The organism is Ectopseudomonas toyotomiensis (assembly GCF_900115695.1).
Lineage (GTDB): Bacteria > Pseudomonadota > Gammaproteobacteria > Pseudomonadales > Pseudomonadaceae > Aquipseudomonas > Aquipseudomonas toyotomiensis.
The window spans coordinates 74,603-90,922 of record NZ_FOXK01000008.1 but is presented as its reverse complement, the minus strand read 5'-3'; the positions used below and the strand labels follow the sequence as shown (position 1 = coordinate 90,922).

The 16,320-nt window shown below is 64.3% G+C and carries 13 protein-coding genes; 10 read left to right on the top strand and 3 right to left on the bottom strand.

The window, feature by feature from the left end:
• Together BM186_RS17190 and BM186_RS17185 are read left to right on the top strand one after the other, a co-directional pair.
• Positions 1–903, top strand: a complete 903-nt coding sequence (locus BM186_RS17190; RefSeq protein WP_072425769.1) for a DMT family transporter — start codon at positions 1–3, stop codon at positions 901–903.
• A gap of 98 nt (positions 904–1,001) precedes the next feature.
• A complete protein-coding gene (locus BM186_RS17185) occupies positions 1,002–3,065 on the top strand; it encodes a TonB-dependent receptor family protein (RefSeq protein ID WP_074916898.1) in 2,064 nt (687 codons plus the stop codon).
• A 22-nt stretch (positions 3,066–3,087) separates the two neighbouring features.
• Here BM186_RS17185 and mnmC read toward each other — a convergent pair whose 3' ends face one another.
• Complete coding sequence (gene mnmC / locus BM186_RS17180; protein WP_072425767.1) at positions 3,088–5,061, bottom strand: bifunctional tRNA (5-methylaminomethyl-2-thiouridine)(34)-methyltransferase MnmC2/FAD-dependent 5-carboxymethylaminomethyl-2-thiouridine(34) oxidoreductase MnmC1; 1,974 nt, start codon at positions 5,059–5,061, stop codon at positions 3,088–3,090.
• 122 nt (positions 5,062–5,183) lie between these two features.
• Between mnmC and pap the strand changes: the two genes are divergently transcribed.
• From pap to BM186_RS17145, 7 genes are all read left to right on the top strand, one after another.
• Complete coding sequence (gene pap, locus BM186_RS17175) at positions 5,184–6,671, top strand: polyphosphate:AMP phosphotransferase (RefSeq protein ID WP_074916896.1); 1,488 nt, start codon at positions 5,184–5,186, stop codon at positions 6,669–6,671.
• A 230-nt stretch (positions 6,672–6,901) separates the two neighbouring features.
• The gene (locus BM186_RS17170; RefSeq protein WP_072425765.1) at positions 6,902–8,089 is read left to right on the top strand and encodes a thiolase family protein; all 1,188 of its coding nucleotides are present in this window, start codon (positions 6,902–6,904) and stop codon (positions 8,087–8,089) included.
• Between the two features lie 156 nt (positions 8,090–8,245).
• Complete coding sequence (locus BM186_RS17165) at positions 8,246–8,866, top strand: LysE family translocator (RefSeq protein WP_072425764.1); 621 nt, start codon at positions 8,246–8,248, stop codon at positions 8,864–8,866.
• A 63-nt stretch (positions 8,867–8,929) separates the two neighbouring features.
• Complete coding sequence (locus BM186_RS17160; RefSeq protein ID WP_072425763.1) at positions 8,930–9,853, top strand: LysR family transcriptional regulator; 924 nt, start codon at positions 8,930–8,932, stop codon at positions 9,851–9,853.
• Positions 9,850–10,740 carry a LysR family transcriptional regulator gene (locus BM186_RS17155; RefSeq protein WP_074916894.1) on the top strand — a complete coding sequence of 297 codons (891 nt, stop codon included), beginning with the start codon at positions 9,850–9,852 and terminating at the stop codon, positions 10,738–10,740. Before BM186_RS17160 ends, BM186_RS17155 begins: the two co-directional genes overlap by 4 nt.
• A 147-nt stretch (positions 10,741–10,887) precedes the next feature.
• Complete coding sequence (locus BM186_RS17150) at positions 10,888–11,514, top strand: glutathione S-transferase family protein (protein WP_072425761.1); 627 nt, start codon at positions 10,888–10,890, stop codon at positions 11,512–11,514.
• Between the two features lie 51 nt (positions 11,515–11,565).
• Positions 11,566–13,611: a 2Fe-2S iron-sulfur cluster-binding protein gene (locus tag BM186_RS17145; protein ID WP_072425760.1), complete on the top strand. Its 2,046-nt coding sequence runs from the start codon at positions 11,566–11,568 to the stop codon at positions 13,609–13,611.
• Positions 13,612–13,960: 349 nt separating this feature from the next.
• On the opposite strand, the gene BM186_RS26645 is transcribed toward BM186_RS17145, so the two are convergent.
• Both BM186_RS26645 and BM186_RS17140 read right to left on the bottom strand, forming a co-directional pair.
• Positions 13,961–14,134: a hypothetical protein gene (locus BM186_RS26645; protein ID WP_162843940.1), complete on the bottom strand. Its 174-nt coding sequence runs from the start codon at positions 14,132–14,134 to the stop codon at positions 13,961–13,963.
• Positions 14,135–14,354: 220 nt separating this feature from the next.
• Entirely contained in the window at positions 14,355–15,311 is a 957-nt protein-coding gene (locus BM186_RS17140; protein WP_239692359.1) for a GlxA family transcriptional regulator, read from the bottom strand.
• Between the two features lie 99 nt (positions 15,312–15,410).
• On the opposite strand from BM186_RS17140, the gene BM186_RS17135 reads away from it, so the two are divergent.
• Complete coding sequence (locus BM186_RS17135) at positions 15,411–16,178, top strand: MBL fold metallo-hydrolase (RefSeq protein WP_072425758.1); 768 nt, start codon at positions 15,411–15,413, stop codon at positions 16,176–16,178.
• Positions 16,179–16,320: the final 142 nt, after the last annotated feature.

Genomic DNA, 16,320 nt, shown 5'->3' with positions numbered 1-16,320 from the left:
ATGAACCTGTCGCTTTACCTGCTTACCGTACTGATCTGGGGTACAACCTGGATCGCCATCAAATTGCAGATGGGCGAGGTGGCCGTTGCCGCCTCCATCGCCTATCGCTTCGCGCTGGCCTCGGCGGTGCTGTTCGCCATGCTCTGGTTCAGCGGCCGCCTGCAGCCGCTGGATCGTCGTGGTCAGGGCATCTGCCTGGTGCAGGGGCTGTGCCTGTTCTGCCTCAACTTCCTGTGCTTCTACACTGCCAGCCAGTGGATACCCAGTGGTCTGATCGCGGTGATCTTCTCCACCGCCACCCTGTGGAACGCGATCAATGCAAGGCTGTTCTTCAAACAGCGCATCGCTGCCAACGTGCTGCTCGGTGGCGCGCTGGGGCTGGTTGGTCTGGGCTTACTGTTCTGGCCGGAACTAGCTGGGCACGAAGCCAGCCGCGAAAGCCTGCTGGGCATCGGCCTGGCACTGCTCGGCACCCTGTTCTTCTCTGCCGGCAACATGCTCTCCAGCCTGCAGCAGAAGGCCGGGCTCAAGCCACTGACCACCAACGCCTGGGGCATGCTCTATGGCGCGCTGATGCTGGTGGGGATCTGCCTGGTCAGCGGCACGCCGTTCGCCTTCGAGTGGAACGCGCGCTACGTCGGCTCGCTGCTGTACCTGGCGATTCCCGGCTCGGTGATCGGCTTTACCGCCTACCTGACCCTGGTCGGGCGCATGGGCCCGGAGCGCGCAGCTTACTGCACCGTATTGTTCCCGGTGGTGGCACTGAACATCTCGGTAGTCGCCGAGGGTTACCAGTGGACGGCTCCTGCGCTGTTCGGGCTGGGGCTGGTGATGCTGGGCAATGTGCTGGTGTTTCGTAAGCCGCGAGCGGTAGCACCCGCGGCTGAACTGGTGAGGCGTTAAGTAGTTGTTTAGTAATCGTTATTATTTACATTGTATTTACAAAGTTCTAGAGTTCGCTCCTTTTTGGGCTACGGCCGTTCACTGGGGGAGCGATTCACATGCGTGTCGTCAGACGCAGTTACCTGGCGCTGGGCGTAGCCCTGGCCTTTACCCATCTGCCCGCCATGGCCGAGCGTGTGGAGCTGGAAGGCACCGAAGTGGTGGGCGACTGGCTCGGTGAGGCGAGCGAGCAGGACGTACTCAACCACGCCGGTGCGCGCAGTGTGCTGCGCCGCCAGCAGATCCAGGAAAGCGGTGCGAGCAGCGTACGCGAGGTCTTGCGGCGTGTACCCGGTCTGCAGGTGCAGGACAGCAATGGCACCGGTGGCAGCGATATTTCCCTCAACGTCGGTACGCGCGGTCTGACCTCACGACTGTCGCCGCGTGCCACCATCCTGCAGGATGGTGTGCCCCTGGCGGTGGCGCCCTATGGTCAGCCGCAGCTATCGCTGGCGCCCACCAGCCTGGGCAACATCGAGTCCATCGACGTCGTGCGTGGCGGTGGCGCGGTGCGTTATGGTCCGCAGAACGTCGGCGGCATCATCAACTTCGTCACCCGCGGGATTCCCGAGGAGTTGGCGCGCGAGGTCAGCTTCCAGAGCGAATCGGCGCCGGCGCAGGGTGGTTTCCTCAACCGCAGCAGTGCCTTCCTTGGTGGCACCGCGGATAACGGTCTGGGCATGGCCCTGCTGTATTCGGGCGTGCGCGGCGATACCTACCGCGAGCAGAGTGGCACGCGCATCGACGATGTGATGCTCAAGTACCGTTACGCCCTGAGCGAGATCGACGAGTTGTCCGGCAGCCTGCAGTACTACCGCGCCGACGCCGACATGCCGGGCGGCCTTAGCGCTGCCGAGTTCGACCATGATCCCTATGCCAGCGATCGCCCGTACGACAATTTCGAGGGGGACCGCAAGCAGGCGGTGATCAAGTACAAGCGCAGCCCGGATGCCTTGAGCAGCTTCGAGGTCACCAGCTTCTACAACACCAGTTACCGGGGCGCAGTGCTGGCCAACAATGGTGCCGACAGCCTCACCTGGCTGCGTGAGTTCCCCCGTCACTACGAGGTGTTCGGGATCGAGCCGCGTTATTCTCAGGTGCTGTTCGTTGGCGACAGCAGTCACGAGCTGGGTGTCGGCTATCGCTACACCGAGGAAGACTCGGCCGAGAAACGCTACGATCGCATCGGCTTCGGCAGCGGCGGCAACCCGTACAGCGTGCCGCGTCGTCTGGCCGCTTCGAGCAGTGCCAGCACCGAGGCGCACGCTCTGTACATCGACGACCGTATCGATATCGGCCGCTGGACCCTGACCCCCGGCCTGCGTTACGAACAGGTGCGGGTGACCTCGCGCAATCGTCTCAGCGGCGCGGATCAGAAGCAGCGCTACAGCGAACCGCTGCCGTCGCTGAACCTGATGTATCACCTGTCCGATGCCTGGAAGCTGTATGCCAACGCCAATACGTCATTCGGCAGCATCCAGTATTTTCAACTGTCCCAGGAAAACGATCTGCAAGGCGAGAAGGCTTATACCTACGAGCTGGGCACGCGATATGACGATGGTCTGTGGAACGCTGAGCTGACCCTGTTCCGCATCGATTTCGACGATCAGTTGGAATTGACCAATGCCGTGTGGCGCAATGCTGGCGAGACCCGTCACCGCGGCGCCGAGCTGGCCGGTGGCATCGATTTCGCCGCTCTCGACCCCCGTCTGGCGGGACTTTCCGTTTATGCCTCGCTGGTGCTGACCAAGGCCACGCGCGAGGAGGATGGTCCCAATCAGGGCAATGACGTGCCGTTCTATTCGCGTCAGGTCGCCACGCTTGGCCTGCGTTACGCCAGCGGCCCTTGGGTGTGGAACCTGGACGGTTACGCACAGACCCGTCAGTTCGCCGACTCTGCCAACACCCGTGAGGAAAGTACCGACGGCGCGCTGGGAGAGATCCCCGGCTATGCCAGCTGGAACGCCCGCGGTCAGTACGATTTCGGCAATGGTCTGACGCTGGCCGCTGGGGTGAAGAACCTGCTGGATCGCCAGTACTACACCCGCTCCACCGACACCAACCGCGGCAAGTATCTAGGCCAACCGCGCACGTTGTACGTGCAGACCAGCCTGAGCTTCTGAGCAAGGACCGGCTCGCCAAGCCTCAGGTGGGCGAGCCGGCGCCGCGAATCAACGTGCGCAGCATGAAGCGATTGGGGTGGCAGGCCTCGGCCACCTCACGTGGCAGCGGCAGGGGCTCGTCCTCCAGCCAGGCAGCGATCAGCTCGCCAGCAAGCGGTGCGCTGATCAGCCCGCGCGAGCCGTGGCCACTGTTGATGTACAGGCCGTGCAGCCAGGGGCAGGAGGCGTCCGGTACCTGGCGGGCGTCCTTGGCCAGTACTGCATAGGTCTCGGCAAAAGCCTCGGCATCGGCCAGCGGACCGACTATCGGCAGGTAGTCCGGGCTGGTGCAGCGGAACGCGGCACGGCCTTCCAGCGTCGCCGGGTCGAGTGTCTGTGCGTGCAGGCGTTCGGTGAGGTCCTTGGAAATTTCCCGCAGCAGCTCCAGGTTGCCGGCATGCTCGGCCACGCTGGGTGTGAGGTCGTCGCTGTGGAAGTCGAAGCTGGCGCCCAGGGTGTGCTCACCGTCGCGTGGCGGCGCGACATAGCCTTCGGCGCAGACCACGGTGCGCAGTTGACTGCTGAGCGCGTTGGCCGGCAGGCGGCTGATCTGCCCACGGATGCGCTTGAGCGGCAGGTTCGCATCCGGCAACAGGCGGCCGATTTCGGCGGCGCAGGCCAGTACCAGCACCGGGGCTTCGACCAGCGTGCCGCTCGGCCCGTCGACGCGCCAGCGGTCATCCTGCCGGCTCAGACTCAGCGCCTCCTGGTAGGGGCGCAGTTCGATCAATGGGTGTTGCACCAGTTGCCGGCACAGCGCCGGTGGGTGTACCCAGCCGGCGTCGGGGTAGAACAGACCGCCAGCCGGCAGACCAATGCCGGCCAGCGCTTCGGCCTGCTCGCGCCCCACGGAGTGCAGTAGATCGGCAGGGAAGGCGGCGGCCAGCTTGCCCTGGCGCGCGGCTTCCTTGTCATCGAAGGCCAGCTGCAGCACGCCGCAAGCGTCCCAGTCGGCACCGCGCTGCAGGCGTTCGAGCAGCCGGCGGGTATGGCCGAAGCCAGCGACGATCAATCGTGACAGCGTGGTGCCATGGGCCGAGAGCTTGAGGTAGAGCACGCCCTGCGGGTTGCCCGAGGCCTCGCAGGCAACCGCCGCGTGGCGCTCCAGCAGGCTCACTCGCCAGCCGCGCGCAGCCAGGCTGGCGGCAGTGGCGCAGCCGGCCAGACCTGCACCGATCACCACCGCGTGTTTTTCCGGCGCGGGGCGGGCGGGGCGGGCGAACCAGGGTTTGCCCTCGCCTTGCGGGTTGCCGATGAAGTGGCCCTTGAGCACCTCCCATTTCTTGCCCAGGCCGGGCACACGGCGCATCTGGAAGCCGGCAGCGTTCAGCGCCCGGCGCACCACGCCAGCGCTGGTAAAGGTGCCCAGCGTTGTTCCCGCAGAAGACAGTCGCGCCAGTTCGGCGAACAGCTCGGGCGTCCACATTTCAGGGTTCTTCGCCGGGTTGAAGCCGTCGAGAAACCAGGCGTCGATGCGCGCATCCAACTGCGGCAATTGCTCCATCGCGTCGCCGATCAACAATGTCAGCACCACCCGACCATCCGCCAACAACAGGCGCTGGAACCCGGGGTGAATGGCGCGGTACTGCGCCAGCAGTTCTGTGCTGAACGGTGCAAGCTCCGGCCACAGGGCCAGGGCGCGCTGCAGGTCGTCGTGATGCAGCGGATATTTTTCGACACTGACGAAGTGCAGACGCGCGCCAGCGGGTGCCTGTTGCTCGAACAACTGCCAGGCGCAGAGGAAATTCAGCCCGGTGCCGAAACCCGTTTCGCCGATGTTCAGGCATTCACCGTCGGCGAGAGCGGCGAAGCGTGTCGCCAGATCGTTGTTGGCGAGGAAAACGTAGCGCGTCTCTTCCAGGCCGTTTTCCTGGGAGAAATAGATGTCGCCGTAGCTGCGCGACAGAGGCTGGCCGCGCTCGTCCCAGTCGAGCTGGGCGTGATGGGTGTCTGGCATGGCTGGGTTCCGCTGGATCGTGCGGCGATTCTACCGTGCACAGGTGTCGCGGCGCTGGTGTCAGCGGGCAAAGCGTTGGATGTTCCGTTAGGCTGTGAGGATCATTCCAGGGAGGTTGCTTTATGTTCGAGTCCGCCGAAATTGGCCGCAGTATCGACAAGGCCACGTTCGAGTCCGAAGAGCCGGCACTGCGCGAGGCGCTGCTGGAAGCGCAGTACGAGCTCAAGCAGCAGGCGCGTTTTCCGGTGATCGTATTGATCAACGGCGTCGAGGGCGCCGGCAAGGGCGAGACGGTGAAACTGCTCAACGAGTGGATGGACCCACGGCTGATTCAGGTCAGCACCTTCGATATACAGACCGACGAAGAGCTGGCGCGGCCGCCGGCCTGGCGCTACTGGCGCCAACTGCCGCCCAAGGGACGCATGGGCGTGTTCTTCGGCAACTGGTACAGCCAGATGTTGCAGGGCAGGGTGCACGGCAAGTTCAAGGACGCGGTGCTGGACCAGGCCATCGATGGTGCCGAGCGCCTTGAACGCATGCTCTGCGACGAGGGCGCGCTGATCTTCAAGTTCTGGTTTCACCTGTCCAAGAAGCACATGAAGGCGCGACTGGAGGCGCTCAAGGACGACCCGTTGCACAGCTGGCGCATAAGCCCGCTGGACTGGCAGCAATCGAAGACCTACGACAAGTTCGTGCGCTACGGCGAGCGTGTGCTGCGCCGCACCAGCCGTGACTATGCGCCCTGGTATGTGGTCGAGGGAGTCGATCACTATTACCGCAGCCTCACCGTCGGGCGCATCCTGCTCGAAGGCTTGCAGGCGGCGTTGGCCAATCCGCAGCGTACCCAGCTGCAACCGCATGCTGCGCCGCTGGTTTCCAGTCTGGACAATCGCGGTTTGCTGGCCAGCCTGGACATGACCCAGGCACTGAGCAAGGACGACTACAAGGAGCAACTGGCCACCGAGCAGGCGCGTCTGTCTGGCCTGATGCGTGACAAGCGCATGCGCAAGCACGCCCTGATCGCGGCATTCGAAGGTAACGATGCCGCCGGCAAGGGCGGCGCCATCCGCCGTGTGACCGGTGCCCTCGACCCGCGTCAGTACCGCATCGTGCCGGTCGCGGCACCGACCGAGGAAGAACGTGCCCAGCCCTATCTGTGGCGCTTCTGGCGGCACATCCCGGCGCGCGGCAAATTCACCATCTTTGACCGCAGCTGGTATGGGCGTGTGCTGGTGGAGCGGGTCGAGGGCTTCTGCAGCCAGGCCGACTGGCTGCGTGCCTACGGCGAGATCAACGATTTCGAGGAGCAGTTGACCAACGCAGGGGTGATCCTGGTGAAGTTCTGGTTGGCCATCGACCAGCAGACGCAGCTGGAGCGCTTCAAGGAACGCGAGCAGATCCCGTTCAAGCGCTTCAAGATCACCGAAGAGGATTGGCGCAACCGCGACAAGTGGGACGACTACGGCGACGCAGTGGGCGACATGGTCGACCGCACCAGCACCGAGATCGCGCCCTGGACGCTGATCGAGGCCAATGACAAGCGCTTCGCCCGGGTCAAGGTGCTGCGCACCATCAACGAGGCCATCGAGGCGGCGTTCGCCAAGGATTGATGCCTTGTCGCGGCTAAAGCGGAGTGTCGCCCAGCGGCTCCCACAGGTTGTAGCGCAACCGTGGGAGCGGCTTCAACCGCGATGCTGTTGTATCGTTCCCGATGGCCCCGGATTGCATCCGGGCTACGCCCTGCATCGCCCCGTATACGCCAGATCAATGATGGTCGCGCCCAGGGATCGGCTGGATTTATCTTCACGCCATTCGCCATCCAATAACAACGAGGTGCGTCATGCGTGAAGTGGTGATCGTCGATAGCGTACGGACCGGCCTGGCCAAGTCGTTCCGCGGCAAGTTCAATATGACCCGGCCGGACGACATGGCCGCCCATTGTGTCGATGCGCTGCTGGTGCGCAACGGCATCGACCCGAAGCTGGTGGATGACTGCATCGTCGGTGCTGGCTCCAACGAGGGGGCGCAGGGCATGAACATCGGCCGCAACGTCGCCGTGCTCTCACGCCTGGGTAATCCGGTGGCGGGCATGACCCTCAACCGCTTCTGCTCCTCGGGCCTGCAGGCCATTGCCATCGCTGCCAACCAGGTGGCGTCCGGCTGCAGCGACATCATCGTCGCCGGCGGCGTCGAGTCCATCACCATGACCCTGAAAAGCATGAACATGGACAACCTGTTCAACCCGCTGCTGCAGCAGGACAACCCCGGCATCTACTACCCCATGGGCAAGACCGCCGAGATCGTCGCCAACCGCTATGGCATCAACCGCGAAGCCCAGGACGCCTACGCCCTGCAGAGCCAGCAGCGCACCGCGCGGGCCCAGGCCGAAGGGCTGTTCGCCGACGAGATCGTACCGATGTCGGTGAAGTATCAGCTCGAAGACAAGACGACCGGCGAGAAGAAGATCGTCGACGGTGTGGTCGAGGCTGATGACTGCAACCGCCCGGACACCACCCTGGAATCCCTGGCCAAGCTGCAACCGGCATTTGACCCGGCTGGCAGCGTCACCGCCGGCAATGCTTCGCAGCTGTCCGACGGCGCCTCGATGACCCTGGTGATGAGTCTGGAAAAAGCGTTGGAGTTGGGCCTCAAGCCAAAAGCCTATTTCCGCGGCTTCACCGTGGCCGGTTGCGAGCCGGATGAGATGGGCATCGGCCCGGTGTTCTCGGTGCCCAAGCTGCTCAAGGCCAAGGGCCTGAGTGTGGCTGATATCGACCTGTGGGAACTCAACGAAGCCTTCGCCTCGCAGTGTCTGTACTGCCGCGACACGCTCGGGATCGACAACGAGAAATACAACGTCAATGGCGGCTCCATCTCCATCGGCCATCCGTTCGGCATGACCGGTTCGCGCCAGGTCGGCCACCTGGTGCGCGAGTTGCAGCGCCGCGAGCTGCGTTACGGCATCGTCACCATGTGCGTGGGTGGCGGCATGGGCGCCACGGGGCTGTTCGAGGCCTATCGCGGCTAAACGACGTAGGGTGCGCCGCGTGCACCACCGGCAACACGCATCGCATGAACGAACCGCGGTGCGCACGGCGCACCCTACGGGATCGCTGGCCCCCCACGACGGTCAGCGATGCGCTGTTTATACTCGCGCTCTGCCCTGTAAACGGAGCGCCTGCGAATGGCCTTTGCCGAGAACCTCATCGCCTTCACCTTGGCGGCCACGCTGCTGACCCTGACGCCTGGGATCGACACGGCGCTGGTGCTGCGTACCGCGGCTGTCGAGGGGCGGCAGCAGGCGTTTCGTGCGGCGCTGGGCATCAATGCCGGTTGCCTGCTCTGGGGCGCGGCGGTGGCCTTCGGCCTCGGCGCGCTGCTGGCGGTTTCCGAATTCGGCTACAACCTGCTCAAGTATTGCGGTGCGGCCTATCTGGCGTGGCTCGGGCTAAACATGCTGCTGCGCCCGCGTACCTCGCTGGCACCCGCGCGGGCGAGCGGCACACCCGATGCCAACTGGTTCCTGCGCGGTCTGCTGGGCAATGTGCTCAACCCCAAGGTGGGGATTTTCTATGTGTCCTTCCTGCCGCAGTTCATCCCGCAGGGGCAGCCACTGATCGCCTGGACATTCGGCCTGGTGGGCATCCATGTGGCGCTCAGCCTGGTCTGGGCGCTGCTGCTGATCGGTGCCACCCAGCCGCTCGGCCACTGGCTGCGGCGCGAGGTGGTAATCAAGTGGATGGATCGCAGCACGGGGCTGATCTTCGTTCTGTTTGCTGCGCGTCTGGCACTCAGCCGCCGTTGAGTCCTGCCGCCGCTGCGGCTTGGGTTACTCTGTGCCGATGCAACAGAAAAGCAGGCGGTGACGATGGATCGGTTTCAGGAAATGAGAGTGCTGCTGGCGGTGACCGAAGCCGAGAGCTTCGCCGGCGGCGCCAAGCTGCTGGGCATTTCGCCGCCCAGCGTCACTCGCGCCATCGCCGCGCTGGAGGCACGTCTCGGCACGCTGCTGCTGGCCCGCAGCACGCGCAGCCTGCGCCTGACCGAGGCTGGCCAGCGTTATGTCGAGGACTGTCGGCGCATCCTGCTGGAACTGGAAGAGGCCGAGGAGCTGGCCGCCGGTGGCAGTGTGCGGCCGCGTGGACGGCTCACCGTGACGGCGCCGGTGATGTTCGGCGAGCTGTTCCTGATTCCACGTATCGCCCAGTACCTCGATACCCACCCGGACGTGGAGGTCAATGCGCTGCTGGTCGACCGCGTGGTGAACATGATGGAGGAGGGCATCGACGTGGCCGTGCGCATCGGCTCGCTGCCCGAGGGCGATCACCCGGCGTTGCAGGTCGGGCAGATCCGCCCGGTTGTATGCGCATCGCCAGATTTTCTCGACCGCGTCGGGCGCCCGCGCCACCCGGATGAATTGCGCGCTGCGCCCATCGTCATGTCCAGCGCCAGCACCCTGCTGTCGCACTGGCAGTTCGTCGGCGCGGACGGCCCGTTCGGCTTCATGCCGCAACCCCGCTTCACCGTCAGCTCGAACCAGGCGGCGATCAGCGTGGCGCGCCTGGGTTGGGGCTATACCCGCGTGCTGTCCTACCAGGTGGCCGCTGCGGTGGCGCGCGGCGAGATCGAGCTGGTGCTCGAGGCGTTCGAGCCGCCGGCCTTGCCGGTGCATATCATTCACCAGGGCGGTCGCCAGGTCTCGGCCAAGGTGCGCACCTTCGTCGACCACTGCACTGCCAGTTTTCGTGCCGACCCGGCCCTGCGCGCAGCTGGTGCAGCGCCTGTTTCATGAACGCTCATCGCGAGATGCAGGTGTTTCTCGTCGTGGCCCGGGCGGGCAGCCTGGCCGCGGCTGCTCGGCAGTTGCAGCTGTCGCAGGCCACGGTGATGCGTATCGTGGCTGCGCTGGAGAGTCGTCTGGACAGCACTCTGCTCCTGCGCGGGCCGCGCGGTGTGAGCCTGAGCCCGGCGGGTACCGCTTTCGCCGAGAGTTGCCGGCGCATCCTGCAGCGGGTGGAGGAGGCCGAGCGCTCCGTGACCGGCCTGCACGCCAACCCCGTCGGACAACTGACCCTGGCCCTGCCGCTATTGATGACGCATCAGGTGCTGACCCCCATCGCGGTCGACTACCTGGCGGAATTTCCCGAGGTGAGCCTGGCCACCCTGGCGCGCGAAGAGTCGCCCAGGTTGCTGGAGGAGGGCATCGACCTGGCCGTGGTGGTCGGCCATCTGCCCAGTTCGTCCGGTTTCGCCGTGCCGTTGGGATGGGCGCGACCGCTGGTCTGTGCGGCACCTGCCTATCTGCAGCGCTGGGGCTGGCCCGCCAACCCGCAGGCTTTGCACGCACACCGCACCATCGCTCGTTCTTCGACCGGCCATGCGGGGGAATGGCGCTTTGTGGATGGCGCGGTGAAGCTCGCGCCGCGGTTGACCTGCAGCACGCCGCAGGCCGCGATCCGCGCGGCGCTCGCCGGTTTCGGCGTGACCCGCTGCCTGAGCTACGAGGCCTATCAGGAGTTGCACAGTGGGCAGTTGCAGGCGGTGCTGGAAAACTTCGCCGCAGCGCCCGTGCCGGTGCAGCTTTACTACCGCGAAGGGCGCCGGGCCGCAGCGCGGGTACGCAGCTTCCTCGATTTCGCCGTGCCGCGTCTGCGTGCCCATCTGGCGTTTCAGGCCTGAAATGAGGTAATTGCAGAAAGTGAAATAGTGGATTGCCCGCTGTGGTGATTCTTATCGGGATTGGATGGGGCGAACATGGCCCCATCGTCGCGAAGGCCAGTCGTCTCGCGGTGACCTTATCCAATCACGCTCGAAGGAGTCATCGCCATGTCCCGTCCCGCCATCAAGCTGTACAACTTCCCTCGTTCCGGCCACGCTCACCGCGCCGAGCTGATGCTCTCGCTGCTGCAATTGCCCACCGAGCTGATCTTCGTCGATCTGGCCAAGGGCGAGCACAAGACGCCGGAGTTCCTGGCTATCAACCCCTTCGGCCAGGTACCGGCCATCGATGACGGCGGCACCATCATCAGCGACTCCAACGCCATCCTCGTCTACCTGGCCAAGCGCTACGGCAATGACGACTGGCTGCCGCAGGAGCCTGCTGCTGCGGCCCGTGTGCAGCGCTGGTTGTCGGTGGCTGCTGGCCTGGTCGCGTTCGGCCCTGCTGCCGCGCGCCTGGTTACCGTGTTCGGCTACTCGTTCAACACCGAAGAAGTGATCAACCGCGCCCACGCGCTGTTCACCGTGATGGAAGGCGAGCTGGGCGAAACCCCATTCCTCACCGGCGACAAGCCGAGCATCGCCGACGTCGCTAACTACTCCTACATCGCCCATGCGCCGGAGGGCAACGTCTCGTTGGAACCCTATCCGAACATCCGCGCCTGGCTGGCCCGCATCGAGGCACTGCCAGGTTTCGTGCCGATGCCGCGTACCGCCACCGGTCTGCAAGCCTGATACGCAAACGCTGCCGGGTACACCGGCAGCACCTCTGAAGGAGGGCAGAACATGCAACAGCTTCCCAGCCATCGGCACTCGCCCTGGCATGCCGGTGAAAAGCAACTGCAGGAAAAGGTCGGCGTCGGCGAACGCATGGAAGTGCTCGGACAGAAGGTGATCCGCGACTACATGCCGGATCAGCACCGCGAGTTCTACCATCAACTGCCCTTCATGATCGCCGCTGCCGTGGATGCTGCAGGCCAGCCCTGGGCCACCTTGATCGAAGGCGAAGAGGGCTTCGTCACCTCGCCCGATCCACGTCAGCTGTCGTTCGATCTCGCCGCCATGACGCTCGATCCGCTCGACCCGGCCACCCCTGGCCTCGGTAGTGGCGAGGCCATTGGCCTGCTCGGTATAGAGCTGCATACGCGGCGGCGCAATCGCATCAACGGGCATATTCATCAGGCCTCTGCACAGCGTCTGGACATCACCGTGGAGCACTCCTTCGGCAACTGCCCGCAGTACATCCAGTTGCGCCAGTATCGCCGCGTACCCGAGCGGGGCGTCGAACGTCTGGAGGCGACCGAACTGGATGCGCGAACTGCCGAGATGATCCGTAGCGCCGACACCTTCTTCGTCGCCAGTTATGTCGAGCATGACGATGGCCGCCGTTCGGTGGATGTTTCGCACCGGGGGGGGCGTGCCGGCTTCGTGCGGGTAGAGGGCAATCGCCTGACCATCCCCGACTACGCCGGCAACCTGTTCTTCAACACCTTGGGCAATCTCAGCGTCAATCCGCGCGCGGGCCTGCTGTTCGTCGACTTCACCACGGGCGACGTGCTGCAACTGGGCGGCCGTGTCGAAATACTCCTCGACAGTCCGTTGATCAACCTCTTCGAAGGCGCCGAACGGCTATGGACACTCGACGTCGAGCAGGTGGTGCTGCGCCCGGCCGCGACTTCATTGCGTTGGGCCTTCGAGGAATATGCGCCGACCAGCCTGATGACCGGCACCTGGGCAGAAACCGATGCGCGCCTGCGCGAACGTGAGCAGCGCAACCAGTGGCAGCGCTGGCGCGTGCTCAGCCTGCAGCAGGAGAGCAGCGATATTCGCTCGTTCGTGCTGGCGCCGGAGCAGGGCGTTGCGCCGCGCTTCGCCGCCGGTCAGCACCTGCCGATTCGCATCACCACCGCCACGGGTGACACCCTGCTGCGCACCTATAGCCTGTCCAGCGCGCCTTCGGACGGTCAGTTGCGCATCAGCGTCAAGGCGCAGGGCCTGGTCTCGCGCCACCTGCACGAACAGGTTCAGGTCGGCGATGTGCTGGAGGTGCGTCCTCCACTGGGCAGCTTCACCCTTAATAGCGACAGCAACCGGCCGCTGGTGCTGATCGGTGCCGGCGTCGGCATCACGCCGTTGCTGTCGATGCTGCGCGAGCAGGTGGCGCTGGGGCAGGGCAAACGCATCCATTTCTTCCAGGGTGCGCGGACGCTGGGCGACCTGCCGTTTCAGTCCGAGCTGCGCGAGCTGGTGCAACGCTCGAGTGGTTTGCTGACGATTCACCGTGCACTCAGTGCGCCGGATGAGGGCGCAGTACTCGGGCGCGACTACGAGCAGCACGGGCGCATCGAGCTGGCGCAGATCAAGGCGGCGCTATCGTTCGACGACTACGACTTCTACCTGTGCGGCCCGGCCGCCTTTACCCAGGCGATCTACGACGGCCTGCGCGATTTGAATGTCGCCGACGCGCGCATCCACGCCGAGGCGTTCGGCCCCTCGACACTGAAGCGTCGCACGGACGGTCAGACCTACGCCTTCGTACAGCCGCCAGCGGCAACCGAGCCAGTGCCGGTTTACTTCACCACTTCAGCCAAGGAAGCACGCTGGATACCGGAGGGTGGCAGCCTGCTGGAGCTGGCAGAAAGTCGTGGCCTGACGCCCGAATTCAGCTGCCGTGGCGGTTCCTGCGGCACCTGCAAGACGCGCCTGGTCAGCGGCCAGGTGCATTACCCGAACCCGCCAGCCGAGCTGCCGGAAGGCGATAGCGTGCTGATCTGTTGTGCGGTGCCGGCGCAGGGTGAGGATGGCGTGCAGCCCCTGGTGCTTGATCTGTAAGAGGGCCGAACTGATGAACATTCGATCTGAACGTCGTTACGTCTGGGCTGATGTTGAAGCAGGCGATGCGCATAGCTCGCCTGGAAGTTACGAGCACGGCGAAAGGGAGGTCGGCTATCTGGCATCGCAGTTGTTACTGCCGCGCGAGTTGCCGGGGTACGCACCTGAACGCTCGAGGTTCTGGCAGCAGGTGGTGCGGTGCCTGCGTTATTGGCCGTCGAGCGATTGTCGGGGCTTGCGGGCGGTTGGCGGGGTCGCGTCGGTGGCTCGGCTGAGGGCGCAGGGTGCGTCGGGCTGAGCGCTTGTCTGAAGCTGTTGCCGTTTCGATCGAAACGGCAACAGCCTCTGCTTATCCTTGCGGCTGCGCGTCTTCCAGCGCTTTGCGGTAGGCATCGGCTTCGTCCTGGGATGGGAAGATACCCACCAGCTCTCCATTCTGAATCACATCCCAGACCACCATCCCCATGGCACGGGCTTCACGGGAAAGATGTTCGTTGTCACGCTCATGCACGATCACGTTCATGCTTGTCTCCTCGAAATACGAATGCGGCGATATGTCGCAGTTCGTTTATACGCCTCGTTAGCAAGCTAATTAAACCAGGGATTTGGCAAAGGACTGTTCTTTTAGTGCAACGAACGGTGGAGTTCTTATTTGGTCGTTTCCTGTCTGGGACGTTTTGAATCATCTTGAAATATTCAGTGATGAGAATTGGGCAGGAAACCCCGTTTCAAGTCTCTGTGTCCTACTGACGCCCGTACTGCTGGCGATATTGCGCAGGGGTCAACCCGGTCAGCGCCTTGAACATGCGCCGCAGGTTGGCCGGGCTGCTGAAACCCAGTTCAGCGCTCAGGGTACTTAGCGGCGACGAGGTCATGGCCAGGCGTTCGCTGAGTTGGTAGAGCTTGATGCGCCGCGCGTAGCTCGCCACCGGCTCACCGGTTTGCGTGCTTACCTTGCGCGCCAGGGTGCGTTCGGACATCGCCAGTTGGTCCGCCAGCATCTGCACCGTCAGTTGCTCGGCAGGCGTCTGTTCGATCAGGGCATGCAGGCGGCGCAACAGACCCACGGGCTGCTGCATCAGGCTGGCGCTCTGGAACGCGCTGTGCGGGACGGCCGGACGGGGCAGCACCATCAGCTGACTGATGTCTCTGAAGGCCTGTTCGCTGAGGTGTCGCTCGATCACCCCCTGAGCGATGGGCAGGTAGCCGTTCACCCCGGATGCAGTGGCTACGCCCAGGGCGAACACGCAGCTGCTCTCGCTCTGCCAGCGCACCCGGCCGAAGCGTTCACGCATCGCATCCGCCAGCCACCAGGTCACCGTTGCCGCCTGGCCGTTCAAACGGCCGCTGGCTGCAAGCAGGCCGACGCCGGTGCAATAACTCCATAGCTGGACGCGTTTACCGATGGACGACAGCGCTTTGATCAGCGCGGCATTGCCGCTCAGCGCCGCTTCTGCCTGCTCTGCCGACTCGGCCCAGAAGCCCGGAATCAGCAGGGCATCGAGTTCGCGTGGATTGAGCGCCGCGCCTGCCTGCAGACTCATCCCATGGGCGCATGGCACGGGCCCGGCGTGCTGGGCGACGTAGATAGCCTCGAACAGTTGTCGTCCACTTCGGCGATTGGCAGCGTGCAGCAGATCGGCGAAGGCGAACAGCCCGGCAGGCATGCAATCGGGATACAGCAGCAAACCAATGCGCATGAGGTGATGGCCTGAAATGAATCGAAGATGTCCAATACTGCCATTATTGCCCTGACGCCGAATAGGCAGCATGGAGCCCTCAGAACCCGAGGGCTTTTCATGAAGATTCAGCAACTGCGCAACGCCACCATCATCGTCGAGTTCGGCCAGCACCGCGTTCTGGTCGATCCCATGCTGGCCCGCCAAGGCGCCTTGCCACCGCTGCGCCTGTTCGGCGCCCGCCAGCGCAACCCGTTGGTGGAGCTGCCGATTGGCGCTCGGGCCGCGCTGGAGTCGGTCACGCACTGCCTGATCACTCATTGCCAGAAAGGTCATTTCGATCATCTGGATCGCGCTGGCACCAAGTGGCTACGCGAACGGCAGATTCCGGTGATCTGCACACCGCATGACGCCAGTTACCTTCGACAGCGTGGTCTGAACGTCCAGGCGTTGTTGCCAGAGCATGAGCATCCTGGCCCTTTTCTGGGTGGCCGTATCCGCACCATCCGCTGCACCCATGGCCGTGGTCTGGTCGGGCGCCTGATGGAGCACGGTGTCGGTTTTCTGATCGAAATGCCGGGCGAGCCGAGCCTCTATCTGGCCGGCGATACGCTGCTCACCGACGCGATGCGGGCCTGCGTGCGCGAGCATCGGCCTGCCGTCAGCGTGGTGCCGGCAGGTGGTGCGCGTTTCGACCTGGGCGGCGACATCATCATGGGCATCGAAGAGGTGATCGAGTTCGCCCGCTTGAGTGGCAACGCAGTCATCGCCAATCACCTGGAAGCCATCAGCCACTGCCCGGTCAGCCGCCTGGCGTTGGCCGAGGCCGCTAGCCGCGCGCAGGTCGAGCTACTGATTCCGCAGGATGGCGAGGTGCTGGAGTTCTGAGAGCCTGTTCACGAGCTCGCGAGCCAGAGTCATACAATACCGATGGTGGCCCCGCAAACAGGCGAGGACGCGCAGTGAGCAGACCGAGCCTGTCTTTAACGTAGTAGGGCCGATGCGCAGCAGACCGTGAATAGGTTCTGAG